This window comes from Rhizobacter sp. P2_G4 (assembly GCF_056403575.1).
In genome coordinates this window covers 154,321-180,171 of record NZ_JBFUFG010000008.1, presented here as the reverse complement: position 1 = coordinate 180,171, position 25,851 = coordinate 154,321, and the positions used below count along the sequence as shown (strand labels likewise).

Here is a 25,851-nt window from a genome sequence, read left to right as displayed (position 1 = left end):
CCAGGCGGCGCCCCTCGGGGGCAGGAGCGAAAGCGACTGGGGGGCCCAGTCAGTGCGCGAGGATCTTCGAGAGGAACTCTTTGGCCCGCGGCGACCGCGCATCCGCGCTGCTGAAGAACTCGTCGCGCGTGCAGTCTTCGACAATCTTGCCCGCGTCCATGAAGATCACGCGGTGGGCCACCTTCTTCGCGAAACCCATCTCGTGCGTGACGACCATCATCGTCATGCCTTCTTGCGCGAGCTTGACCATCACGTCGAGCACCTCGCCGACCATCTCCGGGTCCAGCGCCGAGGTGGGCTCGTCGAACAGCATCACGATGGGGTCCATGCTGAGCGCACGGGCAATGGCCACGCGCTGCTGCTGGCCGCCGGAGAGCTGGCCGGGGAACTTGTCTTTGTGCGCCATCAGGCCGACGCGGTCGAGCATCTTGAGGCCTCGCGTCTTGGCTTCGTCGGTATTGCGGCCCAGCACCTTGATCTGCGCGAGCGTGAGGTTCTCGGTCACGCTGAGGTGCGGGAACAGCTCGAAGTGCTGGAACACCATGCCCACCCGGCTGCGCAGCTTGGGCAGGTTGGTTTTCGAATCGGCGATCGAGATGCCGTCGACGACGATGTCGCCCTTCTGGATCGGCTCGAGCGCGTTGACCGTCTTGATGAGCGTGGACTTGCCCGAACCCGACGGCCCGCAGACCACCACCACTTCGCCCTTCTTGATGGCGGTCGTGCAATCGGTCAGCACCTGGAAGCTGCCGTACCACTTGGAAATGTTCTTGATGTCGATCATGGTTTCAATCCTCAGCGGATGATCTGGATGCGTTTTTGCAGCTGTCGGACAAGCATCGACAGGCCGAAGCACATCACGAAGTAAACGACGGCAGCGAGCAGATACGACTCGACCGGCCGGCCGAAATTCTTGGCCACGGTGTCGAAGCCGTGGAAGAGGTCGTACGCGCCGATGGCATAGACGAGAGAGGTGTCCTGGAACAGGATGATCGTCTGCGTGAGCAGCACAGGCAGCATGTTGCGGAAGGCCTGCGGCAGCACCACCAGTTGCATGCACTGCGGGTACGTCATGCCGACCGCATAGCCTGCATACACCTGGCCCTTGGGCACCGACTGGATGCCCGCACGCATGATCTCCGAGTAGTAGGCTGCCTCGAACACCGTGAAGGTGACGATGGCCGACATCTCGGCGCCCATGCGCATGCCGGTGATGAGCGGGATCAGCAGGAAGAACCACAGGATCACCATCACCAGCGGAATGGAGCGCAGCGTGTTGACGTAGAACGCCGCCGGCATCACCAGCCACTTCTTGCCCGACAGCCGCATCAGGGCCAGCAAGGTCCCGATGATGATGCCGCCGACCATCGCCACCAGCGTGAGCTGGATCGAATAGAAGAAGCCCTTGGCGATGAAGCTGGAGACAACGCCCCAATTCACAAAAGAAAAATCGAGATTCATTTGCCGACCCCCATGCCGGGAACCTGCAAGCGGCCCTCAATGAACGTCGCAATCCGGTTGATCGCAAACGCCGAGATGAAATAAAGGATCGTCACGGCGAGGTACATCTCGACCGGCCGCGAGGTTTCTTCGCCCGACTGCATCGCGAACATGGTGAGTTCGGCGATGCTGACTGCGAAAGCCACCGACGAATTCTTGATGATGTTCATCGACTCGGAGGTGATCGGCGGGATGACGATGCGAAACGCCATCGGCAGGATCACGTAGCGGTAGGTCTGCGGCAGCGTGAGGCCCATCGCCAGGCCGGCATAGCGCTGGCCCTTGGGCAGGGCATTGATGCCGGCCTTCACCTGCTCGGCGATGCGCGCCGAGGTGAAGAAGCCCAGCGCGAACACCACCAGCAAAAAGCTGGGGACCGCACGCAGCGACAAGAACAAGGTGGGGATCACGTGGTACCAGAGAAAGATCTGGACCAGCAGTGGAATGTTGCGAAAGAGTTCGGTCCAGGCGTTGCCGAGAAACTGCAAGCCCTTGCTGGGCACGGTGCGCAAGATGCCCATCAGCGACCCGACCAGCAGCGCGACGATCAAGCCCAGCAGCGCCACCGACAGCGTCCAGCCCCAGGCGGACATCATCCACTCCAAGTAGCTCTGCCCTCCCCCAGTGTCCTGCAGAAATATCTGCCAGTCCCATGTGCTGCCCAAGGCGCACCTCCGATTGATCTTCTATCCAGAAAACAAAAAAGCGCGGTGCGGTGAAGCCGCAACCGCGCTTTCCGACTGTAAGCAAGCTCTGCGCCAAATCGCGCTAGGGCTTACCTCCATTCAGCGCATGGAGGCCATTACTTCTTGACGTAGTCTTCCATCGGCTTGTCGTTCGGGTTCGCCCATGCCGCCTTGGTGGCTTCGCTGAGCGGCAGGCCGACCTTGGTGTTGCTCGGCGGGATGGGTTGCATGAACCACTTGTCGTACAGCTTGGCGAGTTCGCCGCTCTTGACCATGCCCTTGATGCTGTCGTCGACCGCCTTCTTGAGGGCTGGATCATCCTTGCGCATCATGCAGGCGATGGGTTCGACCGACAGCACTTCACCGACGATCTTGTAGTCGGCTGGGCTCTTCGACTTGGAGATGTTGCCCGCGAGGATCTGACCGTCCATCACGAATGCGTCGGCACGGCCCGATTCGAGCAGCAGGAAGCTGTCTGCGTGGTCTTTGCCGAACAGTTCCTTGAACTCGACGCCGTTGGCGCGTTCGTGCTTGCGCAGCGTCTGGACGGACGTGGTGCCGGTGGTCGTGGCCACGGTCTTGCCGACCAGATCCTTGACCGAGTTGATACCCGAATTCACCTTGGTGGCGATGCGCACTTCTTCCACATAGGTGGTCATCGCGAACGACACGTCTTTCTGGCGCGTGGCGTTGTTCGTGGTCGATCCGCACTCGAGGTCGACGGTACCGTTCTGAACCAGCGGAATGCGGTTTTGCGAGGTCACCGGCTGGTACTTCACGTCGAGCTTGGTGAGGCCGAGCTGCTTTTGCAGGTCCTTGGCGATGCGCTCAGACATCTCGGTGTGGAAGCCAACGTACTTGCCGTCGCCGAGGGTGTAGGCCAACGCGCCAGAAGACTCGCGTGTGCCGAGCGTGATCACGCCGCTGTCCTTGATCTTCTTCAGCGTTTCGCTCTGCTGTGCCTGCGCCATGCCAGCGACGGCCAGCAAGACGGCGGCACTCAGCCATGCTTTTTTCATACGATCTCCTTCGGTTTGAAAAATTGGGGGTTGTGGACCTACCCACAACGAAATTCTAGGGACGCGAGTCTACGCACTTCCACTTAGACGACAGACATGAATCAGATCAACCGGGCACCTGGTCTGACGGGTACTTCCAGAAGTCGCGCAACAGATAGTTCATCGGCAGGTTCAGCGGCAGGTTCTTCGGGGGAATCGGCTTGCTGAACCACCGATCGTAGATGGTGTAGGCCTCGTGGCTGTAGATCAGGCGCTTCATCTCTTCATCGCAGATTTTCTTGAACTCGGGGTCGTCCTTGCGCATCATGATCGCGAGCGGCTCGATGGTCAGGAACTTGCCCACCACCTTCAGCTTGCTCGGGTCGGCGCTGGACGCAATCAGGCCGTACAGCAGCACGTCGTCCATCACGAAGCCATCGGCCTCGCCGGCCAGCACCATCTGCATGGCCTTTGCATGTTCGGGCGCCTCGATCACGTTGATGCGCAGCAGGCGCTCGCGGTTCACGCGATCCACTTCCTTCAGTGGTGTCGTGCCCTTGGTCGACACCAGCTTCTTGCCTTCGAACATCGGCAACTCGCTGAGCAGGCTGTCGGCCAGCACCATGTAGCGCGCACCGGTGATGTAGTGCGGCACCGTGAAGGCCACCTTCTGCCGGCGCTCGGCGTTGTTGGTGGTGGAACCGCATTCGAGGTCGGCCTTGCCTTCGGACACCATCTGGATGCGATTGCCCCCCGTCACCATCACGTACTCCGGCGTGATCGTCTTCAGTTCCAGCCGCTTGCGCACTGCCTCCGCGAGCTTCAGGCACAGGTCGACGGCATAGCCGATCGGTTTCTTGTCTGCATCGACGTAAGAGAACGGCACCGACGACTCGCGGTGCGCGATCACGATCTTCCCGGTCTGCTTGATGTGGTCGAGCACCGGACCCGTGGGAACAGGCATTGCGGCAGGCGGCGCCGCGCGCGCTGGAAGAGAGGCTGCCACCAGGGCTGCGACGGTGGCGGCCACGAGCAGGAACGACGAGGTTTCCAACGTGAAACCGCGGGGGAACTTGAGGCGAGAAGGGGGGTACTTCATGAAGCCAAATCTTGCAACCTTCATGCCACTGGCAGGGGTTTCGGCCACCGCCCGCAAGATGAATTCTCCGAAGGGGAATGTGCCTGCGGGGTCGCGTGAAAAGCGTCACGTTGTGGCACGAGCGGAAATCCATGTAGGCGAGTCGAAGATTCGGTGGCGTTGGGCGCGCACTCTATTCGCCGGCAGAGCGGAACGCCAATGCAGATTGGCGGGAACGCCATGCACCGATTGCATGGCTGCCAAGGGAAAACCCCGCTGGCCGATCGCTCAGCGCTGCGAATCCCGCAGGAAATCCCAGAGCGCCTGGGCGCCCGGTTTGGTGTGGCGCGCCATCTCCGGTCGCTCGCGGTAGATGCGCACTTCCATCGACAGCTCGCACTCGCCAGGCGCCGAAGCGCGCACGAGGCGGCTGCTGCTCTTTTCCTTGTCCACCGAGCTGTTGGGCAAGAAAGCCAGGCCATGCCCTTCGAGTGCCATGGCCTTCAGGCCTTCGGCCATGTCGGTCTCGTAGACGGGGTCGAGCAGCAACGGCACCGGCGAGAGCTTGATGATCTGCTCGACCAGGCGCCCAAGGTAAGCACCGGAGGCGTAGCTCAGGAAAGGCACCTTGTCGCCCTGCCGTGACGGCAGGCGGAACATCGGCTGGCCGTGCACATCGGCCTTGGCGTAGGGCGCCAACATCTCCAGCCCCACGCTCAGCATTTCATAGCGGTCGGGGTTGAGCTGCAAGGGCTGCGAGGGGTGGTGGTAAGCGATCAGCAGGTCGCAGCTGCCTTCGGTGAGCAGCATCACCGCATCGTGCACGTTGAGCGCCATCAAGCGGCTCTTGAGCGCTCCGAAGCGCTTGCGCAAGTCCATCACCCAGTGCGGAAAGAAGGTGACGGCGAGTGAATGCGGCACGGCGAACTCGAGCATGTCGCCGCCAGCCACCTGGTGGCTGTTCATCATGTTGCGCGTGGTCTGCAGCGCGCCGAGGATCTCGAGCGCCTGCGAGCGAAAGGTTTCGCCGGCAGGCGTGAGCCGTGTGGGGTAGGAAGACCGGTCGACCAAGTCGATGCCGGCCCAGGCTTCCAACGCCTGGATGCGCCGCGAAAAGGCAGGCTGCGTCACATGACGCAGCTGGGCCGAGCGCGAGAAGCTGTGCGTCTCGGCCAAGCTGACGAAGTCTTCAAGCCACTTGGTTTCCACGCGGCGCAGTGTAGCGAGCCACGCGGAGTGGCTCTCCCGTTCTTGCTTCTTACTTCCCGGCGGTTACTTGGTGACGGCGGCGGCCACCGCCACGCCGAACTGGCCGGCCAGTTCACCAGCCAGGCGGCTCACCATCGTGCGGTCGAGGGAGGCCGAGGCGGCGCGGACGGTCAGGTCGCCGGTCCAGCGGCGGTTAACGGCGCGCTGATCGACGGCCGTGGCGCGGAAGGTGATCTGGCTGTCTTGGCCRTCGCATGCGAGCTTGCCTTCGACCGGGGTCAGCAGCATGAACTGGCGCGAGTTCAGCTGCACACCGCTGGCACGCAGCACGTCGTCCAGGCCGGCGCTGGCTTGGGCGCGCAAGGCGCTCACCGTGGCGGCGATCTGCTCGGGCGACGGCGTGACCGGTGCCGAAGTACAGGACGCCAATTCGAAGCTTTCGTTGTCCACCCACACCAGGGTTTCGTCACCCGTTTGGGCAGCGGCGCCAGCGCAGGCTCCAACCAAAGCGAGTACCAAGGTCCAGTGACTGATCTTTGCCGTTGAAGCGTTCATCTCGTCCGTCCCGTTGAATGAAGTGGTGACCGGACTCTAGAGAACTTGAGCTGGTGTGACACATGGTTTCAATTGAGAAAGCCCTCGGCCGTTGTCGAGTTCACGGCAGAAAATCACGAGTGCGCATTCGCAGTCGTCTAGACGATCTTGAACGCCCTGAGTCGCGGTAGTTTTTCACGCCCGCGACGGAACTTGCGCTCAGGTTTGTGCCACCGGCTCGCTGTTTTCGCCGCTTTGCTGCAAGCGCCACATCTCTGCGTAGCGCCCATCCGACGCCAGCAACTCCAGGTGCGTGCCGCGTTCGAGGATGCGGCCGTGCTCCATCACCAGGATCTGGTGCGCGTCCACCACGGTGGAGAGCCGGTGCGCAATCACCAGCGCCGTCTTGTTGCGCGCCACGCCCTGCAGCTCGGCCTGGATGGCGCGCTCATTGGCCGAGTCGAGCGCCGAGGTGGCCTCGTCGAAGATCATGATCGGCGGGTTCTTCAGCAAGGTGCGTGCGATGGCCACACGCTGTTTTTCGCCGCCACTGAGCTTCAGGCCACGCTCGCCCACGGGGGTGTCGTAGCCCTTGGGTGTGGAGACGATGAAGTTGTGGATGCGTGCGGCCTTGGCAGCGGCTTCCACCTCGGCCTGGCTCGCGCCTGCTCGGCCGTAAGCGATGTTGTAGGCGACGGTGTCGTTGAACAGCACCGTGTCCTGCGGCACGATGCCGATGGCCTGGCGCAGACTGGATTGCGTGACCTCGCGGATGTCTTGCCCGTCGATGCGGATGGCGCCGGCATTCACGTCATAGAAGCGGTACAGCAGCCGTGCCAACGTGCTCTTGCCCGAGCCCGAGGGGCCGACCACCGCCACCGTCTTGCCAGCAGGGATCTCGAAGCTCAGGTCGTGAAGAATCGGCCGCGAGGCTTCATAGGCAAAGTTCACGTGCTCGAACTTCACGTGGCCATGGGGCACCTGCAGCGGCTGGGCGCCGGGCGAGTCGGCAACTTCGCGTTCGCGCTCCAGCAGGCCGAACATCTTCTCCAGGTCGGTGAGGCTCTGCTTGATCTCGCGGTAGATCACGCCCAGGAAGTTGAGCGGGATGTAGAGCTGGATCATGAAGGCGTTGATCATCACCAGGTCGCCCAACGTCATGCGGCCGTCGACCACGCCAGTGGTGGCGCGCCACAGCATGGCCACGAGGCCGGTGGCGATGATCAGCTGCTGGCCGGTGTTGAGGATCGACAACGTGGTCTGCGATTTGAGCGACGCACGGCGTAGCTTCTCCAGGCTCTCGTCGTAGCGTTTCGCCTCAAAGCCTTCGTTGTTGAAGTACTTGACGGTCTCGTAGTTCAGCAGCGAATCGATGGCCCGGGTGTGGCTCACCGAATCGAGCTCGTTCATCTGCTTGCGGAACTGCGTGCGCCAGTTGGTCACGCTGATGGTGAAGGTGATGTAGACAACCAGCGCGATGAGGGTGATCCAGGCGAACCAGGCGTCGAACTTCACACCCAGCAGCGTCAGCACCAACACCACCTCGATCAGCGTCGGGACGATGCTGTAGAGCGAGTACGAGATCAACGAATGCACGGCACGCGTGCCACGCTCGATGTCGCGCGTCATGCCGCCGGTCTGGCGTTCCAGGTGGAAACGCAGGCTCAGCGCATGCAGGTGCCTGAAGACGTTGAGCGAGATGGTGCGCGCCGTGCCCTCGGTGGCCTTGGCGAAAATCAGTTCGCGAAGTTCGGTGAACAGCGATGTGGAAAGGCGCAGTCCGCCGTAGGCCAGCAGCAGGCCGAAGGGCACCACCATCACCACGCGCACGTCGCCCGGCTTGAGCGACAGGCTGTCGACCAGGTTCTTCAGCAGCAGCGGCACGCCCACGTTGGCCAGCTTGGCGCCGACCATGAACGCGAGCGCCATGCCCACACGCCAGCGGTATTGCCACAGGTACGGGAAGAGCTTGCGCAGCGTTGCCCAGTCAGACCGCACGGCGGGCGGGCTTCCGGGCAAGGCCGGCACATCGGGCGCGGAGGCGGAAAGAGAGGCTGGACGCATAAGGGGAAAGAAGCAGGTGAAGCGGCAGGCGCGATTTTCAAGGTCGATGCCCGAGTGTGACAGCCGCCACGGCCCATCCCCTGGCAGACAATGCCGCATCACGACGACCGACCTTGCCCATGACACACGACCCCACCACCGATTCAACGCCGGTGACCCTGCCCACAGATGGCGACCTGGTGATGCGCGTGATGCCGATGCCGGCCGACGCCAACAACAACGGCGACATCTTCGGCGGCTGGATCATGGCCCAGGTTGACCTGGCCGGCTCGGTGCTGCCGGCACGCATTGCGAAGGGCCGCATCGCCACCGTGGCCGTGAACCAGTTCGTCTTCAAGCAGCCGGTGTCGATGGGCGACCTGCTCAGCTTCTATGCGCACATCGAGCGCGTGGGCCGCACGTCGATCACGGTGCGGGTGGAGGTGTACGCGGAACGCAACCCATCCGATCTGCAGGTCGTGAAGGTGACCGAGGCCAACCTCACCTACGTGGCGATCGACATGCAGGGCAAGCCGAGGCCGCTGCCGACGACTTGAAGCCCCGGGCCTGCTGGCGTCAGGTCTTCGGGCGCCGCGTGGGCGCGGTGGCCGGCAGGCGCGGAACGATGTCGTTGGTGATCATCCCCGCCAGCTGCTCGGCCCACAGCGCATAGATCGCCGGGCCGGGGTGGAAGCCGTCTTCGGCCATCAGCACGCTGCTGTCGGAAGGCTGGTCGTTCTCGAAAGGCAGCGGCAGCCACCAGCGCTCGGGCCAGCGCTTGACCCACTGGCTCAGCGCACGGTTGTAGGCCAGCGCATCGGCCCCCAGCACCCAGCGCAAGGGGTTCGGGAGCAAGGGAAACGAGTGGATCGGCGGAATGCCGGCGTGGACGATGTGCTTCACGCCCGCGCGCTTGACGGCAATGCGGTCAAGCTTGTCGAGCCGCGCGAGCCAGACTTGCGGCGGGACCTGCGCCACCACGTCGTTCAGCCCGAGCGCAGTGACCATCACGTCGGCCGGGTGCACCGACAGCTTGCGCAGCGCCGTCAGCGAGACACGCGTGGTGTCGCCGCTGCGCGCGATGAGCTGCCACACCACCGCGCCGCCCAGGCGCTGCGACAAGGCCTCGCTCAGCCGCCCCGCCAGCGCCTGCGTCTGGTTCTTGGCACCCACGCCAGCCGCCGAAGAGTCACCCACGATGAGCACACGCAGGCAAACCTTGCCGGTGCCGGCCACGCCTTCGCGCGGGCCTTCGGCCTCGGGCAGGCGCAGCGCGTTGCGGCGCACCTGCCGGCCCTGCCATAGCAGCACTGGCGCAAGCGCCAGCTTGGCCGCCGTGAGCAGCCAGGGGCTCACCGGGGCCCTCTGGCTGTATCGATGCCCCTCGGCAGGCGGCTCAAGAGAACTGCGAGAAGTCGGGCTTGCGTTTCTGGAAGAAGGCGCCGACCGCCTCCTTGGCCTCGGGGCTGGTCAGGCGCTCGGCGAACACTTCGTTTTCGCCGGCGATGGTCTTGAGCAGCTGGTCGGCCACCGCGCCTCGCATCAGCTTCTTGCTGGCACGCACGGCGCCCGGCGGCAAGGCATTGAAGCGCTCGGCAATGCGGCGTGCATGCGGGGCCACCTCGGCCGCCGGCAACACCGCGTTGGCGATGCCGCACTCCACCGCATCGGCGCCGGTGAAGGGGTCGCCCAGCAGCAGCTTCTCGGCCGCCTTGCGCTGGCCCATCAGCTGCGGAATGAGGTGGCTGGACGCAAACTCGGGCACCAGGCCCAGGCTCACGAAGGGCATCACCAGGCGCGCTTCGTCGGAGACGTAGACGAAGTCGCAGTGCAGCAGCATCGTCGTGCCGATGCCGATGGCCGCGCCGGTCACCGCAGCGATCACCGGCTTGTCGCAGCCGATCAGCGCGCGCATGAAGATGGCGGCAGGCGACTCGCTGACGCCGCCCGAGCGCTTCATGAAATCTTCGAGGTCGTTGCCCGAGGTGAAGATGCCGGGCTGGCCGGTGATCAGCACGCTGCGCACCGTGCCGTCGGCCATCGCTGCATTCAGGCCCTCGGCCATGCCGACGTACATCGCGCCGGTGAGCGCGTTCTTCTTCTCGGGGCGTGCGATCTCGATGGTGTAGACGCCATTCAATACCGCGGTCTTGATGCTCATGGGTTCTCCTGGTCCTGGGCGCTTAGGCCGGTTCTTGGGCTGAAGTATGCGCGAGCCACTGGGACACCTGCGGCCACAGCGTCGGCGCGAATCGCTGGCGGAAGAAGCCGAAATGGCCGATGCGCTTGGCGCCGATGTCCTGCGGCGCGATGCGGCGCATCTCGCGCGGCGCACTGGCATAGAAGGCGTGCATGTTGGTGGTATTGCGGGCCGACATGTACTCGTCGTCTGTGAACGAGAGCGACAGCATCGGCGTGGTGATGGCGGCGTACTCAGCGCGCACCGCATCACCGCCCTCGCCCACCAGGTAATCGCGGTTGAGGCACCAGCGGCGCCACTGCTGCATCACGCCCAGCGGCAGGTCGCCCACCTTGCGCAGGCGCTTGCCGGGGAAGTAGCCGTACAGCGGCATCACCAGCGGGCAGATCACGTACCACAGCCACCACACATACGAGCGCGCCTTGGCCGCGTTGTGCAGCCAGTAGCCGGTGCCCACGCCGATGGTGACGACACGCGACACCCGGCCACGGTTCGGCACCATGCCGAAGATCTGGCCGCCCAGGCTGTGGCCGAGCCAGTGGATGGGCGTGCTGGCCGGCAGCTTCGAGTCGAGCCAGGCAAGCGCCGCCGAAGTGTCCTGCTCGGCCCAGGTGTTGACGTTGGCGGCCAGGCCGCGCAGCGAGTGCTTCATCTGCGCCGGCCGCGAAGCGCCCATGCCGCGGTAGTCGAAGCTCATCACCGCGTGGCCTTGGCTGGTCAGCCACTCGGCAAAGTCGGCGTAGAAACGCTGCGGCACACCCATGGCCGGCACGATCAGCACGGCCGAATGGCAGCGCGACGGGTCGCCGTACAAACAGCCTTGCAGGCTGAAACCATCGGCCGCCTTGAACTCAATGGGCTCCATCGCGAACCTCCTGCCAGTGGTTGGCAAAGTGCATCAGGTGGGCGCGGGTGTAGTTGGCCTTGTCCAGATCGCCATAGGCGAAGTGCGGCGCCAACACGCCCGTGTACTGCTCGAAGGCCTGCAGCGCCGTGATGGCGTGGTCCACCGCCGCGGGCAGCGGCTGGCCCTGCGCGATGTCGGGCGCACCGGGAATCGGCTCGGCCAGGTCGTGGTTCATGCGCCCACGGGCCGAAAAGACGGTCGCTGCCAACGGCCCCACGGTGGAGAGAAACCACGCCGGCTTGGGCTGCGGGAAGCCCTGCATCGAGTACTCGACGCTTTGCGCGGTGTGATGCAGCACATGCGCCAGATCCCAGGCGCCGGTGCTGTGGGCTGGCTGTGCCTTCAGCGCGGCCAGCGTCTGCAAGGCGCTGGCCACCGAATCGAAGGCCGGCAGCTTGAGCGGTGCCGGCTGGCTGGCCCACCAGACAGCCGGTACGCCGACAACCACGGCTCCGACCCCAAGACGTCGCAGCGTGAGCCGGCGTGTGCTGTTCATGGCGCGCTTCAGACGCGCTCGAAGATGCCTGCCGCGCCCTGGCCCGTGCCCACGCACATCGTGACCATGCCGTACTTCAGGTTGTGGCGGTGCAGTGCATGCACCACCGTCGCGGCGCGGATGGCACCGGTGGCACCCAGCGGGTGACCGAGCGCAATCGCACCGCCCATCGGGTTCACCTTCTTCGGGTCGAGGCCGAGGCTGTTGATGACGGCCAGCGACTGCGCCGCAAACGCCTCGTTCAGCTCGATCCAGTCGATCTGGTCGTGCGTGAGGCCGGCGTACTTCAGCGCCGCGGGAATGGCTTCGATCGGGCCGATGCCCATGATCTCGGGCGGCACGCCGCGGGCAGCAAAGCTCACGAAGCGCGCGAGCGGCTTCAGGCCGAACTGCTTGACCGCCTTCTCGCTGGCGAGGATCAGCGCGCCGGCGCCATCGCTCGTTTGCGAGCTGTTGCCTGCGGTGACGCTGCCCTTCGCGGAGAACACCGGGCGCAGCTTGGCCAGGCCTTCGAGCGAGGTGTCCGGGCGAGGACCTTCGTCGAGCTTCACTGTGCGGGTCTTCGTGCCCTGCTCGCCAGTGGCAAGGTTCGGGAAACGATCGATCACGTCGATCGGCGTGATCTCGTCGGCGAACTCACCGGCGGCTTGCGCCTTCAGCGCGCGCAGGTGCGATTCGAGCGCGAACGCGTCTTGCGCTTCGCGGGTCACCTTCCACTGCGCCGCCACCTTCTCGGCGGTGAGGCCCATGCCGTAGCCGATGCCGACGTTCTCGTCCTTGATGAAGATCTCGGGGTTGAACGAAGGCTTGTTGCCGCCCATCGGCACCAGGCTCATCGACTCGGCACCGCCGGCGATCAGCACGTCGGCCTCGCCGACGCGAATGCGGTCGGCGGCCATCTGGATTGCCGTCACGCCCGAAGCGCAGAAGCGGTTGACGGTGACCCCGCCAACGGGGTTCGGGAACGCCAGGCCCATGACGATGCGGGCCATGTTCATGCCCTGCTCACCCTCGGGGAACGAGCAGCCGATGATGGCGTCTTCGATCGCCTTCGGGTCGAGCGTCGGCACCTGCTTCATCGCACTGCGCACTGCGGCCAGCAAGAGGTCGTCCGGGCGGGTGTTCTTGAAATAGCCCCGGCCCGAGCGGCCGATGGGCGTGCGGGTGGCGGCGACGATGTAGGCGTCTTGAACTTGTTTGCTCATGTTCTTTGCTCCGATCAGTTACGAACCGGCTTGCCGGTCGACAGCATGCCCATGATTCGCTCTTGGGTCTTGGGGTGTTCGAGCAAGCCGCAGAAGTGCTTGCGCTCCAGCGCCATCAGGTAGTCCTCGTTGACCAGCGAGCCGGCGTCGACATCACCGCCGCACACCACGTCGGCGATCAGCGCGCTGATGTAGAAGTCGTGCTGGCTGATGAAGCCGCCGTCGCGCATGTTGACGAGCTGCGCCTTGATGGTGGCAATGGCATTGCGGCCGGCCACCGGGAACAGCGATTTGGCGGGCGCGCGGTAGCCGCTCTCGTACATCGCCTTGGCTTGCTGGGTGGCGACGTAGAGCAGTTCGTCCTTGTTGGGAACGATCACGTCGCTCCACAGCAGGTAGCCGTTCTTGCGGTTCTCGATTGCGCTCGTGCCGACCTTGGCGGTGGCCGCGGCAGTGAAGCCGTCGGTCAGGAACTTCATGATGTCGGCGTTGGCATTGCCGGCGGCCGCCATCTCTGCAGCGCGGCGGGCGATGTAGGTCAGGCCGCCGCCGCCGGGGATCAGGCCTACGCCCACTTCCACCAGGCCCATGTAGCTTTCCATGGCCGCGACGCGCTTGGCCGAGTACACCGCCAGTTCGCAGCCACCGCCCAGCGCGATGCCGCGCAGCGCCGAGACCACCGGCACCGCGGCGTAGCGGATGCGCAGCATGGCGTCCTGCAGCTTCTTCTCTTCAGGCGCGATGCCCTTGGCGCCGCTCTTCATGAAGACGGGCATCAGCGCCTCGAGGTTGGCGCCCGCCGAGAACACGTCGTCCGGCGACCAGATCACCAGGCCCTTGTACTTCTCTTCGGCGATGTCGACGGCCTTCAGCAGGCCTTCGGTCACCAGCGGGCTGATGAGGTGCAGCTTGGCGGTGATGCTGGCGATCAGCACCTCGCCGTCGAGCGACCATACGCGCACCTCGTCGTTCTTGAACTCCTGCGTGCCGGCCTTCAGCGGGTCGACAGCACCGGCGCCGAACAGCGCTTCAGGGAAGTACTGGCGCTCGTAAACCGGCAGCGTGCTTTTCGGCAGGTACTTGCTCTGCGCCGCGCTCCACGAGCCTTCGGCGGTATGCACACCGTCGCGGCCATCGAAGACCCACGCGGGCAGCGGTGCCTTGCTCAGCGCCTTGCCGGCGTCGATGTCGGCCTTGACCCACTCGGCCACCTGCTTCCAGCCGGCTTGCTGCCACAGCTCGAACGGGCCCTGGCTCATGCCGAAGCCCCAGCGCAATGCGAGATCAACCTCGCGGGCAGAGTCGGCCACGTCGGCCAGGTGCACGGCAGCGTAGTGGAAGCCGTTCCGCAGAATGGCCCACAGGAACTGCGCCTGCGGGTTGGTCGATTCGCGCAGCAGCTTCAGGCGCTCGGCCGGGGCCTTCTTGAGCATGCGGGCGACGATCTCGTCGGCCTTGCCGCCACCGGCGACGTAGTCCTTCTTGGCGGGGTCGAGGCGCAGGATGTCCTTGCCGACCTTCTTGTAGAAGCCCGCACCGGTCTTCTGGCCCAGAGCGCCCGCGGTGATCAGGCCGCCCAGCGCGGCCGGGGTGGCGTAGGCGCTGTAGAACGGGTCGTCCTTCAGGTTGTCCTGCATCGTCTTGATGACGTGGGCCATGGTGTCCAGACCCACGACATCGGCAGTGCGGAAGGTGCCACTCGATGCGCGACCCAGCTTCTTGCCGGTGAGGTCGTCGACCACGTCGTAGCTGAGGCCGAAGTTCTCGGCTTCCTTCATCGTCGACAGCATGTTGGCAATGCCCACGCGGTTGGCGATGAAGTTCGGCGTGTCCTTGGCGCGCACCACGCCCTTGCCGAGCGCGGTGGTGACGAAGGTCTCGAGCTGGTCGAGGATCTGCGGCTCCGTCGCGGGGGTGGGGATCAGCTCCACCAGGTACATGTAGCGCGGCGGGTTGAAGAAATGGATGCCGCAGAAGCGGTGGCGGATTTCTTCCGGCAGCACATCCGACAGTTTGGTGATCGACAGGCCCGAGGTGTTGCTCGCGACGATGGCGTGCGGGGCGATGAACGGCGCGATCTTGGTGTAGAGGTCGAGCTTCCAGTCCATGCGCTCGGCGATGGCCTCGATGATGAGGTCGCAGTCCTTCAACAGCTCGCTGTGCTCTTCGTAGTTGGCCTGCTGGATCAGCGCAGCGTCTTCCGGAATGCCGAGCGGCGAAGGCTTCAGCTTCTTCAGGCCTTCGACCGCTTTGGTGACGATGCCGTTCTTCGGGCCTTCTTTCGCAGGCAGGTCGAACAGGATCACGGGGACTTTGACGTTGACCAGGTGCGCGGCGATCTGCGCGCCCATCACGCCGGCGCCGAGCACGGCCACCTTGCGAACATTGAATCGGCTCATGGCTTCTCCTAGGAATTATTTGAAAGGGTGGCGGGGGCTGTCATTCCGCTTTCTGCCAGGTCTGCGAACGGCCGAACACCGGCGTGCCGATGTAGCCGCGCACCTCCAGCTTCTTGCCGTCTTCAGATGGCTTCAAGCGCAGCTTGTAGGTCTTGCCGTTGTTGGGGTCGAGGATGGTGCCGCCGTCCCAGATGCCCTCGGTCTCGGCGCTCTTCTTCACGCCGCGGATGATGGCCATGCCGACGATGGGCTTGCCCTTGCGGTCATCGGTGCACTGTTCGCACACCGCGTCTTGCTTGGCATCGGCGCCGAGCAGCTTCTCGATGCGGCCACCAAGCACACCACCGGTTTCGGTGATGCGGATCAGCGATCTTTCGGTCTTGGTCTCGTCGTCGATCGTCTTCCACAGGCCCACGGGTGTGGGCTGTGCAAAGGCCACGCTGGCAGCGAAGGTGGCGGCCAGCGCCATCAGCACTTTCTTCATCGTCTCTCCTGGCTTTACTCTGGGGTGGAAGTCAGCTTAGAACAAAGCTTCTTCCATCTCCATCAGCGGCTTCAAGCCCGCGCGCGCGGTGCGGATCAGCGAAGCCGTCTCGGGCAGCAGCTTGGCAAAGTAGAAGCGCGCGGTGGCCAGCTTGGCCTTGTAGAACGGGTCGCCGGAGCCTTGCTTCTCGAGCGCCACCTTGGCCATGCGGGCCCAGAAGTATGCGAACACGAGGTGGCCGGCCACGCGCAGGTAGTCGACAGCGGCAGCGCCCACTTCGTCCTGGTTGCCAAAGGCTTTCATGCCCAGCTCGGTAGTGAGCTTGGTCAGCTTGTCGCCCAGATCGGCCAGCGGATTGATGAACTCCTGCATGGCTTCGTCGACGCCTTCGTCTTCCACGAACTGCTGCACGATCTTGCCGAACTTCTTCAGCTTGGCGCCGTTGTCGCCCAGCACCTTCCGGCCCAGCAGGTCGAGCGACTGGATGGTGTTGGTGCCCTCGTAGATCATGTTGATGCGCGCGTCGCGCACGTACTGCTCCATGCCCCATTCGCGGATGAAGCCGTGGCCGCCGAAGACCTGCATGCAGTGCGAGGTCGAGATCCAGGCGTTGTCGGTGATGAAGGCCTTGATGATGGGCGTGAGCAGCGCCACCAGATCGGCGCACTCCTTGCGCTCTTCTTCGTCGCCGGACGACAGCTCCTTGTCGAGCTGCAGCGCGGTATAGATCTGCATCGCGCGGCCGCCTTCGGCGTAGGCACGCGCGGTCAGCAGCATCTTGCGCACGTCGGGGTGCACGATGATCGGGTCGGCGGGTTTGTCCGGCGCCTTCGGGCCCGACAGCGCACGCATCTGCAGGCGGTCTTTTGCGTAGGCGACGGCGTTCTGGTACGCCACTTCGGTCAGGCCCAGCGACTGGTTGCCCACGCCCAGGCGAGCGGCGTTCATCATCACGAACATCGCGGCGAGGCCCTTGTTGGGCTGGCCGACCAGCGTGCCGACAGCGTTCTCCAGCACCAGCTGCGCCGTCGCGTTGCCGTGGATGCCCATCTTGTGCTCGAGACCCGCGCAGAAGATGCCGTTGCGTTCGCCCAGACTGCCATCGGCCTTGACCAGGAACTTGGGCACCACGAAGAGCGAGATGCCCTTGGAGCCGACCGGTGCGTCCGGCAAGCGAGCCAGCACGAGGTGGATGATGTTGTCGGCCATGTCGTGCTCGCCGGCCGAAATGAAGATCTTCGCACCGGTGATCTTGTAGCTGCCGTCGCCCACCGGCTCGGCCTTGGTCCGCAGCAGACCGAGGTCAGTGCCGCAGTGCGATTCGGTCAGGCACATGGTGCCCGTCCATTCGCCGCTGGTGAGCTTGGGCAGGAAGGTCTTCTTCTGCTCGTCGGTGCCATGGGCATGCAGTGCCTCATAGGCGCCGTGCGACAGGCCGGGGTACATGGTCCAGGCCTGGTTGGCCGAGTTCAACATCTCGTAGATGCACTGGTTCACCGTCACTGGCAGGCCCTGGCCGCCGAAGGCCGGGTCGCAGCTCAAAGCCGGCCAACCGCCTTCGACGTACTGCTTGTAGGCCTCCTTGAAGCCCTTGGGCGCGGTGACGTCGTGTGTCTGCTTGTCGAGCGTGCAACCTTCTTCGTCACCGCTCTGGTTGAGCGGGAACACCACTTGAGCGGCGAACTTGCCGCCCTCTTCGAGCACGGCGTTGATGGTGTCGGCGTCGATGTCCGCATGGGGCGGCAGCGCCTTCAGTTCTTCGGGCACGTTGAGCACTTCGTGCAGCAGGAACTGCATGTCGCGCAGCGGCGGGTTGTACTGAGGCATCGTGGACTCCTTGAATATGGAAAGGGAAACTGAGCGATCGGGTTATCGATTTGCAGCGCGCTTGGCGGGCCGCGGGCCGGCAGCCACGGCTTTCACCGGCGAGGTCGCGTAATAGGCGATCACGCGTTCGAAGCCCGTGCGAGCGCGGTCGAGCGCGCCGGGCAGGCGCAGGAAACGCGCGTCGTGGTGCACCGCAAGAATGTGGCCGTGGATCTCGAACAGCATCTGCAGCGGGTCGGTGTCGGGGCGCAGCTGGCCTTCGTCGATCGACATGCGGATGGCGCGCTCCAGGGCCGAATGCCAGGCGCGAACCATGGTCACCAGCGCATCGCGCACCGGCCCGGGCCGGTCGTCGAATTCGACAGCGCCGCTGATGTAGATGCAGCCGGAGTCGAGCTCAACGGAGACGCGCTTGATCCAGCGCTCGAACAGCGCGCGCAGGCGAGGCAGGCCACGTTCTTCACGCAACGCTGGGAAGAACACTTCTTCTTCGAACTTGGCGTGGTATTCGCGGATCACCGAGATTTGAAGCTCTTCACGCGAGCCGAAGTGGGCGAAGACGCCCGACTTGCTCATGTTCATCACGTCCGCCAGCGCACCGATCGACAGGCCTTCGAGGCCCATGTGCGAAGCCAGGCCCAATGCGGCTTCGAGAATGGCGGCGCGGGTCTGCTGACCCTTTTGCATCTGCTTGGGGCTTTCGCGAACGGGCTTCTGGGCGACACTCATGCGATGGCTCTGCGGTTGCAAATAAAACGAACGATCGTTCTATTCTCCCCGAGTTTTTTGGGCAGCGCCACGAGTTTTCCGACTTCTTCGTCACCTTTTTTCTAGGCGCTGTCGCCTAGATGCGATCACAGCTCTCACACGCAAGGGTTAACCCGCAAATCACATGACCATGATGACTGAGCGAATGAAGATCACCGTGGTGGGCCTCGGCGCCGTGGGCGGGTTGATTGCCGCCAAGCTGGCCCTCGCAGGGCATGAGGTCAGCGCCCTTGCGCGTGGTGCCAACTTGAAGGCAGTGCGAGAACAAGGCTTGCGCCTGCGCATGGACGGTACCGAACAAACCGCGACGATCGCCGCCAGCGACGACGCTCGCTCGCTGGGCATGCAAGAGCTGGTGGTCATCGCCCTCAAGGGCCAAGCCCTGCCCGACATCACTCCGACGTTGGCTCCGCTCATCGGCCCGGACACGCTGGTGCTGCCTGCCATGAACGGCGTGCCTTGGTGGTTTCTGCGCACACCGGCATTGAGCCGGCGGCTCACGCCCGAGCAACAGCATCTGACGAGCGTGGACCCGAGCGGCGCAATCGATCAGGACCTGCCATTGCAGCAGGTCCTCGGTTGCGTGGTCCACCTCACCTGCTCGCAGCCGCAACCGGGCGTGGTGGTGCATGGATTCGGCAAGCGCTTGATCATTGGCGAGCCAATGGGTGCGCTGAGCGATCGCGTGCAGCGCGTCTCGCAGGCGTTCGCCGGTGCGGGTTTCGAGGCTGAGCCGAGCGCCGACATCCGGCGCGACATCTGGTTCAAGCTGTGGGGCAACATGACCACCAACCCGGTCTCCGCACTCACCGGCGCCACCGCCGACCGCATCCTCGACGACCCGCTGGTTCGCAGCTTCATGCTGCGCGCGATGGCCGAAGCAGCAGCCATCGGCGAGCAGCTGGGTTGCCCCATCGATCAATCGGGCGAAGAGCGGCTTGTGGTCACCCGCAAGCTGGGCGCATTCAAGACCTCGATGCTGCAAGACAGCGAGGCGAACCGCTCGCTGGAGATCGATGCGCTCGTTGGCGCCGTGCACGAGATCGGCCAGCGGCTCGGCATCCCGACGCCGAACATCGACACCGTGCTCGGCCTCACTCGGTTAATGGCCCGAACGCGCGGTCTCTATCCGCTGGATTGATGATCGCTTGATGACATGTGTGTGGCGCCTTCGCTGTCACCAAGTGCATCGCTCTTGAGCGAACACTATGGAATGGATTACTCTCCGTATAGGAGAGTGACCTGTGGAAGTGCTGCAACTTGATGTATCCGGCCGCCCGCAATCGTGGATCTCGGCCAAGGAAGCGGCGATCCTCTACGCCAGTGATGGCGTAGCCTGGACGCTGGGAGACGCGTTCCATGTGCTTCGCGGTGGCATGCAGCGCCGCACCGGCATGCAGTCGCGCATCGAAGTGCACCCCATCATCGCGGTGCGCGGCGCCGTCCCCAGCCGAGCGTGGCGGCAAACGCCGGCGCTGTCCAACCCGAAGCTGTTCAACCGCGATCGGCTGGTCTGCGCCTACTGCGGCGGGCGCTTCCATGTGGACGACCTGACGCGCGAGCACATCGTGCCAACCTCACGCGGCGGTCATGACACCTGGATGAACTGCATCACCGCCTGCCGCCCCTGCAACGGGCACAAGGGCAACCGCATGCCCGAAGAGGCGCACATGTCGCTGCTGTACCTGCCCTATGTGCCGAGCCTGCATGAGGACATGATCCTGCGCGGGAGACGCATCTTGGCCGACCAGATGGAGTTCCTGCTGGCCAGCGTGCCGAGGCACAGCCGGCTTCGCGTCTAGAGAAGCATCAGCAGTTCACGCTCGCACTGGACTGAGTTCCGGAAGTGAACTGCCTGCCATCCATGCGCGCGGGCTGCTTCGACGTTGTGCAGTACATCGTCAATGAAGATCGTGTCTTTTGGGACTACGCCGAAGCGCTTCGTCGCCAGTTCGAAAATCTCGGGCTCGGGCTTGATGAGTTGAACGCGTGCTGAAAAGATGCCGTCGGTGAAGCGCTCGAAGAATGCATTGCTCCGCTCGAGATGCTCGGCATAGCCGGCCGGCATGTTCGACAGGTAGAACAGCGGGTGACCGTTGGCATGCAGGCGGTGCAGCAGGTCCACCGTGCCCTCGAGTGGCTGCAGTTCGCCAGGCACGGCGGCGATGACGGCGTTCACTTCGTCCAGCGACAAACCCAGGCGCTGGGCGATACGGGGTGCGAGTTCGGGCACGGTGATCGTGCCGCGGTCGAAGTTGCCCCAGTCACCGCGGTAGCCTTCGAAGAAGGCGTCCACCATCGCGTTCGCCGAAGTCAGATCGCGCGCATGCCGGGGCAACAGGCGCAGCATCAGCTCATGCGGCTCCCAGCAGAAGACGACACCGCCGAAGTCGAAGACGATATTCTTCACGCGAGCAACCGCTTCATCAGGCCAGCGGTCGACGCGTCCAGCCCAGTCACGTCGCCGGAGGCAAGGCGCGGCAGCAGGTCGTTGCACAGGGCCTTGCCCAGCTCCACGCCCCACTGGTCGAAGCTGTTGATGCCCCACAAGGCGCCGCTTGTGAACACACGGTGTTCGTACAGCGCGATCAGGGCGCCCAGGCTGCGCGGCGTGATTTGATCCAGCATCAAGGTCGTGCTGGGGCGGTTGCCGGGGAAGGTGCGGTGGCGCGCCACGGTCTGCGCGTCGAGCGAAGCCGAAGCCGTCGGCGCCTTCTCGCCCAGCGCCTGGGCGGTGCTCTTGCCCAGCATCAGCGCCTGGCTTTGCGCGAGGCCGTTGGCGATCAGCTTGGTGTGCAGGTCGTGCAGATCGTGGGTTGGCCGCTTGACGAGGATGAACTCGACCGGGATCACATCCGTCCCTTGGTGCAGCATCTGGAAATAGGCATGCTGGCCATTGGTGCCCGGCTCGCCCCACACGACCGGGCTGGTCGCGAAAGGCAGCGCCTCGCCATCGAGATCGACGCACTTGCCATTGCTTTCCATCTCCAGCTGCTGCAGGTACGCCGGCAGGCGCTTCAAGCCCTGGTGATACGGCGCGACGCTGCGGCTGGTGAAGCCGTGGAAGTTGCGATACCAGACATCGAGCAGCCCGAGCATCGCCGGCAGGTTCTTGGCCAGCGGCGCCTGTGCAAAATGCTGGTCCATTGCGTGTGCACCAGCGAGCAGCGCACGGAAGTTGTCTGCGCCGATGGCCAGCGCAATGGGCAAGCCGATGGCCGACCACAGCGAATAGCGGCCGCCCACCCAGTCCCAGAAGCCGAAGGTCGTGCTGATGCCGAACTCGGCGGCGGCCTTCACGTTGGTGGTGGTGGCGACGAAATGCTTGTGCGTGTCGGTTCCCCCATTGGCGAGAAACCAGGCCTTGGCGACCTGCGCATTGGCCAGCGTCTCCTGCGTGGTGAAGGTCTTGCTGGCGATCACGAACAGGGTATCGGCCGGGTCGAGGCCGCGCAGCACCGGCGTGATGTCATGACCATCGACGTTGGAGACGAAGTGAAACTGCAGGCCGCGGTGCGCAAAGGCGTCGAGCGCCGGCAGCACCATCTGCGGCCCGAGGTCGCTGCCTCCGATGCCGATGTTGACGACGTGCCGAATGCCGCTGTTCGCCGTGTCGCGCACGGTTTCGGCGTAAGCCAGCATGCGGTCCAGCACCTCGTGCACCTCGGCGCTGAACGGGCCCTCGCCTTTCGGTGCGCGCAACGCCGTGTGCAGCACAGCGCGACCCTCGGTGATGTTGACCACATCGCCGCGCAGCATCGCGTCGCGTCGTGCTTCAAGCTGGCACTCGGCCGCCAGATCGAGCAGGAAATGCCGCGTGGCCACGTCGATCAGGTTCTTGGACAGATCGGCAAACACCTCGGGCGCTTCGATGCCGAAGCCGGCAAAGCGGTCGGCATCACGCTCGAAGGCGTCGCGCAGGTCGAAGTCGCGGCCGTGTGCTTCGTAGTGGCCCTGCAGGGCGGCCCAAGCCTCGGTGCGGTCGCAGCGTGGTGCAGCAGCGTTCACTTCAGGCCCTCGATGATCTTGTCGAGCTTGATCGCATCGGCCGCGAACGCACGGATGCCTTCGGCCAGCTTCTCGGTGGCCATGGCGTCCTCGTTCAGGGCAAAGCGGAAGCTCGGCTCGTTGTAGGTGAGCGCATGGATGCAAGCATCACAGGCCGCCTTGGGATCGAGCGCACGGCTCAACGGTTGCTCGCTCGACTGCAGTTGCGCCAGCAACTCGGGGCTGATGGTCAACAGATCGCAGCCAGCCAAGGCGACGATCTGGCCGACATTGCGGAAGCTCGCCCCCATGACCTCGGTCTCGATGTCGAACTTCTTGTAGTAGGTGTAGATCTGCGCCACCGACTTGACACCAGGGTCGTTGGCTCCGGCGTTCGCGGCTTCGTCCCAGCTGGCGCCGGCGCTCTTCCTGTACCAGTCGTAGATGCGGCCGACGAAGGGCGAGATGAGCCGCACGCCGGCGTCACCGCAGGCCACCGCCTGGCAGAACGAGAACAGCAAGGTCAGGTTGCAATGGATGCCTTCGCGCTCAAGGATGCGCGCCGCCTGGATACCCTCCCAGGTGGCAGCGATCTTGATCAGCACGCGGTCGCGGCCCACGCCGTTGGCCTCGTACAGCGCCATGATGCGCCGCGCGCGTTGCACGGTGCAAGCGGTGTCGAAGCTCAGCCGCGCATCGACCTCGGTGGACACGCGCCCGGGCACTACCTTCAGGATTTCGAGGCCGAAGCGCACCAGCACTTCGTCGATCACTTCATCGTGCAGGCGCCCGCGATGGGCCGCCACGGTTTCTGACAGCAGCGGCGCGTAATCGGGCTGCTGCACGGCCTTGAGGATCAGTGACGGGTTGGTGGTGGCATCACGGGGCGCAAAGGCGCTCAACTGCTTGAAATTGCCGGTATCAGCCACCACGGTGGTGAACTGTTTGAGTTGCTCGAGTTGGTTCATTTCCTGGCCTTAAACAGAGGCGATATGCCATTAGAACCGAGCGAGTGCCGTAGTTCTATGGCCCGACCCCACAGTTTGACGCAAGGAAGAAACGTGGGCATCATTCCGATGAAACTAAATTACATCGGCCACGCGTATGTCATTCGACCTTGTCTTCTTCGGCGGCACCGGCGACCTCACTTGGCGCAAGCTGATGCCGGCGCTGTTTCAGGCCTTTCGCCACGGCAAGCTGCCGGCGGGCGGGCGCATCTTGTCGGTCGCCCGCGATGAGCAGAGCGATGACAAGTACCGCCACTGGTTGAAAGAGCGCTTCCAGGAAGTTGAAGGCGCAAAACGGCCGAGCGACGAAGAATTTGCCCGTTTTGCCGAGCTGCTGCACTACAAGCGCATGGACCTGTCCCAGCCTGCCGACTACGGCAAGCTCAAGTCCTGGCTGGAAGAGCGCAATGCGGACACCGCGGTGCTCTACCTCGCCACCAGCCCGCACCTTTTTCCCCAGATCTGCGAGCAGCTGGGCGCCGCCGGCCTGAACGGGCCTCGCATTCGCGTGGTGCTGGAGAAGCCGCTCGGCCACGACCTCGCCAGCGCACAAGAAATCAACCGGGTGGTGCGGTCGGTCTTCAGCGAAACCCAGGCCTTCCGCATCGACCACTACCTGGGCAAGCCGTCGGTGCAGAACCTCATGGCCCTGCGCTTCGGCAACGCCTTGTTCGAGCCGCTGTGGCGTCGTGAAAGCATCGCCAACATCCAGATCACCTTGGCAGAAGGACTGGGCGTGGGCACACGCGGCGACTTCTACAACCGCACCGGTGCGCTGCGCGACATGATTCAGAACCATGCGCTGCAGCTGCTGACGATGGTGGCGATGGAGCCGCCGTCGAGCTACGACGCCGACGCCATCCGCGACGAAAAACTGAAGGTGTTGCGGTCGTTGAAGCCCTTCACCGATGAATCGGTGGCGCGCGACGTGGTGCGCGGCCAGTACCGCGCCGGCAGCGCCGCAGGCAAGCCGGTGTTGGGCTATCTGCAGGAAGAAAAAGTGCCGGCCGGCAGCCAGTGCGAGACCTTCGTCGCGCTGCGCACCGAGGTGCAGAACTGGCGCTGGGCCGGCGTGCCCTTCTACCTGCGCACCGGCAAGCGACTCGCTGCACGCGATGCGCAGATCGTGGTGAATTTCAGGCCCACGCCGCACAGTATCTTTCCCGGCCGGAACCAGCCGAACAAGCTGGTCATCAACCTGCAGCCGGAGGACGGGCTGGAGCTGCATCTGCTTGCGGCCAAGGGAGCCGGCCAGCAGGAGATGCTGTCACCGGTGTCGCTGGACCTGGACTTCGACAAGGCCTTTGCCGAGAACCGGGTTGGCGCCTACGAGCGCCTGCTGCTCGATGCGATTGCCGGCCGGCTGAATCTTTTCGTCCGCAGTGACGAGCAAGAGCAAGCATGGCGTTGGGTCGAGCCCATCCTGGGCGCCTGGGTCAGGGACACGAGTGGACCGCGCCCGTATGCCGCCGGCACCTGGGGCCCGGCAGCAGCGAGTGCGTTGGTCGCCCGCGATGGCTTCGCCTGGTCTGAAGAGCAGTGATGACGACACCTCGCTCCACGGGTACATGGGGCGATCCCCGAGTGGGATCGGCCCTGGCTTTGGAGCAGTCCGCAGCAGCAGCCCGACGACTCTTCAAGAGCGCGGCGTGATGCTCGATCGCATTCGGGCATCCATTCCCGCGCTGCCGCCCGCCGAACAACGCGTCGCTGAACTGGTGCTGGCGGACCCGCGCAGCTTTGCCACGCTGCCAGTGACCGAACTGGCCCTGCGAGCCAATGTCAGCAAGCCCACTGTCGTGCGCTTTTGCCGCAGCGTGGGCTACGACGGTCTGACGGATTTCAAGCGCAAGCTGGCGGGGAGCGTCAACGAAGGCGTACCTTTCGTGCACCGCGCGGTCGATGAAGACGACAAGCCCAATGACATCGTCGTCAAGGTGATCGACAACGCGGTGAGCGCGCTGCTGAAATACCGCAACGACGCTGCCGCGCACGCCTTCGAGCGGGCGTTGACCGCTCTGGCCACAGCTGGCCGTGAGGGACGGCGCATCGAGTTCTATGGCGTCGGCAACTCGGGCATCGTCGCACAGGACGCGCAGCACAAGTTCTTTCGCCTGGGCGTGAACGCCATGGCCATCAGCGATGGCCATGTGCAGGTGATGAGCGCCACGATGCTGCAACCTGGCGACTGCCTGGTCGTCATCTCGAACTCCGGGCGCAGCCGTGACCTGATCGACGCCGCAGAAATCGCACGCAAGAAGGGCGCGACGGTGATCTTCATCACCGCCAGCGGGTCGCCATTGGCCGTGATGGGCCAGGCGGGTGCCAACCAGATTCTGCTTCCGGTCGATCACCCGGAAGACTTCGATCGTTACAGCCCGATGGTGTCGCGCCTGCTCCACCTGGTGGTGATCGACATCCTGACGACCGGCGTGGCGTTGAGGTTGGGCAAGGAATTGCGCGCAACGCTGCAAGACATCAAGCGCAACCTGCGAGCCAAGCGCTACGCGCCGCTGGACTGAA

25 protein-coding genes are annotated in these 25,851 nt (G+C 64.3%); 5 read left to right on the top strand and 20 right to left on the bottom strand.

Annotated features, from left to right (window positions below; translation table 11 throughout):
* Window positions 1-49 precede the first annotated feature (49 nt).
* The 8 genes from AC1DYS_RS24870 to AC1DYS_RS24835 form a co-directional block, all read right to left on the bottom strand.
* Window positions 50-784, bottom strand: coding sequence for an amino acid ABC transporter ATP-binding protein (locus AC1DYS_RS24870; protein WP_477904140.1), 735 nt, complete (start codon window positions 782-784; stop codon window positions 50-52).
* 11 nt (window positions 785-795) lie between these two features.
* Complete coding sequence (locus AC1DYS_RS24865; RefSeq protein WP_477904138.1) at window positions 796-1,461, bottom strand: amino acid ABC transporter permease; 666 nt, start codon at window positions 1,459-1,461, stop codon at window positions 796-798.
* Window positions 1,458-2,165 (bottom strand): amino acid ABC transporter permease, encoded by a 708-nt coding sequence (locus tag AC1DYS_RS24860; protein WP_477904136.1) that lies wholly within the window; start codon window positions 2,163-2,165, stop codon window positions 1,458-1,460. Before AC1DYS_RS24860 ends, AC1DYS_RS24865 begins: the two co-directional genes overlap by 4 nt.
* Window positions 2,166-2,302: 137 nt before the next feature.
* Window positions 2,303-3,205, bottom strand: coding sequence for a transporter substrate-binding domain-containing protein (locus AC1DYS_RS24855; protein WP_477904134.1), 903 nt, complete (start codon window positions 3,203-3,205; stop codon window positions 2,303-2,305).
* Between the two features lie 106 nt (window positions 3,206-3,311).
* On the bottom strand, window positions 3,312-4,148 hold the full coding sequence (locus AC1DYS_RS24850) for an amino acid ABC transporter substrate-binding protein (protein WP_477904187.1): 837 nt from the start codon (window positions 4,146-4,148) through the stop codon (window positions 3,312-3,314).
* A gap of 402 nt (window positions 4,149-4,550) precedes the next feature.
* A complete protein-coding gene (locus AC1DYS_RS24845; RefSeq protein WP_047490810.1) occupies window positions 4,551-5,471 on the bottom strand; it encodes a LysR substrate-binding domain-containing protein in 921 nt (306 codons plus the stop codon).
* 63 nt (window positions 5,472-5,534) lie between these two features.
* The gene (locus AC1DYS_RS24840; RefSeq protein WP_477904132.1) at window positions 5,535-6,026 is read right to left on the bottom strand and encodes a hypothetical protein; all 492 of its coding nucleotides are present in this window, start codon (window positions 6,024-6,026) and stop codon (window positions 5,535-5,537) included.
* A gap of 198 nt (window positions 6,027-6,224) precedes the next feature.
* On the bottom strand, window positions 6,225-8,069 hold the full coding sequence (locus AC1DYS_RS24835; RefSeq protein ID WP_477904130.1) for an ABCB family ABC transporter ATP-binding protein/permease: 1,845 nt from the start codon (window positions 8,067-8,069) through the stop codon (window positions 6,225-6,227).
* A gap of 119 nt (window positions 8,070-8,188) precedes the next feature.
* Here AC1DYS_RS24835 and AC1DYS_RS24830 point away from each other — a divergent pair, with 119 nt between their 5' ends.
* Window positions 8,189-8,605: an acyl-CoA thioesterase gene (locus AC1DYS_RS24830; protein WP_477904128.1), complete on the top strand. Its 417-nt coding sequence runs from the start codon at window positions 8,189-8,191 to the stop codon at window positions 8,603-8,605.
* Window positions 8,606-8,624: 19 nt separating this feature from the next.
* Here AC1DYS_RS24830 and AC1DYS_RS24825 read toward each other — a convergent pair whose 3' ends face one another.
* Genes AC1DYS_RS24825 through AC1DYS_RS24785 form a run of 9 tightly spaced genes read right to left on the bottom strand, consistent with a single transcriptional unit; the run spans window position 8,625 to window position 18,295 of the window.
* Entirely contained in the window at window positions 8,625-9,404 is a 780-nt protein-coding gene (locus AC1DYS_RS24825; protein WP_477904126.1) for an SGNH/GDSL hydrolase family protein, read from the bottom strand.
* A 40-nt stretch (window positions 9,405-9,444) separates the two neighbouring features.
* A complete protein-coding gene (locus AC1DYS_RS24820; RefSeq protein ID WP_477904124.1) occupies window positions 9,445-10,209 on the bottom strand; it encodes an enoyl-CoA hydratase in 765 nt (254 codons plus the stop codon).
* 22 nt (window positions 10,210-10,231) lie between these two features.
* On the bottom strand, window positions 10,232-11,113 hold the full coding sequence (locus tag AC1DYS_RS24815; protein ID WP_477904122.1) for an alpha/beta hydrolase family protein: 882 nt from the start codon (window positions 11,111-11,113) through the stop codon (window positions 10,232-10,234).
* Window positions 11,100-11,651, bottom strand: coding sequence for a DUF1569 domain-containing protein (locus tag AC1DYS_RS24810; RefSeq protein WP_477904120.1), 552 nt, complete (start codon window positions 11,649-11,651; stop codon window positions 11,100-11,102). Before AC1DYS_RS24810 ends, AC1DYS_RS24815 begins: the two co-directional genes overlap by 14 nt.
* Window positions 11,652-11,659: 8 nt before the next feature.
* Window positions 11,660-12,856: an acetyl-CoA C-acyltransferase gene (locus AC1DYS_RS24805; protein WP_477904118.1), complete on the bottom strand. Its 1,197-nt coding sequence runs from the start codon at window positions 12,854-12,856 to the stop codon at window positions 11,660-11,662.
* 14 nt (window positions 12,857-12,870) lie between these two features.
* Window positions 12,871-15,255: a 3-hydroxyacyl-CoA dehydrogenase/enoyl-CoA hydratase family protein gene (locus AC1DYS_RS24800; RefSeq protein WP_477904116.1), complete on the bottom strand. Its 2,385-nt coding sequence runs from the start codon at window positions 15,253-15,255 to the stop codon at window positions 12,871-12,873.
* Window positions 15,256-15,295: 40 nt separating this feature from the next.
* Window positions 15,296-15,739, bottom strand: a complete 444-nt coding sequence (locus AC1DYS_RS24795) for a DUF2147 domain-containing protein (RefSeq protein WP_477904114.1) — start codon at window positions 15,737-15,739, stop codon at window positions 15,296-15,298.
* Window positions 15,740-15,775: 36 nt separating this feature from the next.
* On the bottom strand, window positions 15,776-17,566 hold the full coding sequence (locus AC1DYS_RS24790) for an acyl-CoA dehydrogenase C-terminal domain-containing protein (protein WP_477904112.1): 1,791 nt from the start codon (window positions 17,564-17,566) through the stop codon (window positions 15,776-15,778).
* Between the two features lie 42 nt (window positions 17,567-17,608).
* Window positions 17,609-18,295 carry a TetR/AcrR family transcriptional regulator gene (locus AC1DYS_RS24785; protein ID WP_477904110.1) on the bottom strand — a complete coding sequence of 229 codons (687 nt, stop codon included), beginning with the start codon at window positions 18,293-18,295 and terminating at the stop codon, window positions 17,609-17,611.
* Between the two features lie 163 nt (window positions 18,296-18,458).
* Between AC1DYS_RS24785 and AC1DYS_RS24780 the strand changes: the two genes are divergently transcribed.
* Window positions 18,459-19,475, top strand: a complete 1,017-nt coding sequence (locus AC1DYS_RS24780) for a 2-dehydropantoate 2-reductase (protein WP_477904108.1) — start codon at window positions 18,459-18,461, stop codon at window positions 19,473-19,475.
* A 103-nt stretch (window positions 19,476-19,578) separates the two neighbouring features.
* Entirely contained in the window at window positions 19,579-20,136 is a 558-nt protein-coding gene (locus AC1DYS_RS24775) for an HNH endonuclease (RefSeq protein WP_047490840.1), read from the top strand.
* On the opposite strand, the gene AC1DYS_RS24770 is transcribed toward AC1DYS_RS24775, so the two are convergent.
* The 3 genes from AC1DYS_RS24770 to tal are packed head-to-tail and all read right to left on the bottom strand — an operon-like array spanning window position 20,133 to window position 23,289.
* Window positions 20,133-20,744, bottom strand: coding sequence for an HAD family hydrolase (locus AC1DYS_RS24770; protein WP_477904106.1), 612 nt, complete (start codon window positions 20,742-20,744; stop codon window positions 20,133-20,135). The genes AC1DYS_RS24775 and AC1DYS_RS24770 overlap by 4 nt on opposite strands.
* Window positions 20,741-22,342: a glucose-6-phosphate isomerase gene (pgi, locus tag AC1DYS_RS24765; protein WP_477904104.1), complete on the bottom strand. Its 1,602-nt coding sequence runs from the start codon at window positions 22,340-22,342 to the stop codon at window positions 20,741-20,743. Before pgi ends, AC1DYS_RS24770 begins: the two co-directional genes overlap by 4 nt.
* On the bottom strand, window positions 22,339-23,289 hold the full coding sequence (tal, locus tag AC1DYS_RS24760; RefSeq protein WP_477904102.1) for a transaldolase: 951 nt from the start codon (window positions 23,287-23,289) through the stop codon (window positions 22,339-22,341). Before tal ends, pgi begins: the two co-directional genes overlap by 4 nt.
* Before the next feature lie 136 nt (window positions 23,290-23,425).
* Here tal and zwf point away from each other — a divergent pair, with 136 nt between their 5' ends.
* Window positions 23,426-24,871: a glucose-6-phosphate dehydrogenase gene (zwf, locus tag AC1DYS_RS24755; RefSeq protein ID WP_477904100.1), complete on the top strand. Its 1,446-nt coding sequence runs from the start codon at window positions 23,426-23,428 to the stop codon at window positions 24,869-24,871.
* A 109-nt stretch (window positions 24,872-24,980) separates the two neighbouring features.
* Window positions 24,981-25,850, top strand: coding sequence for a MurR/RpiR family transcriptional regulator (locus tag AC1DYS_RS24750; RefSeq protein ID WP_477904098.1), 870 nt, complete (start codon window positions 24,981-24,983; stop codon window positions 25,848-25,850).
* The last annotated feature ends 1 nt before the right edge of the window (window position 25,851 follow it).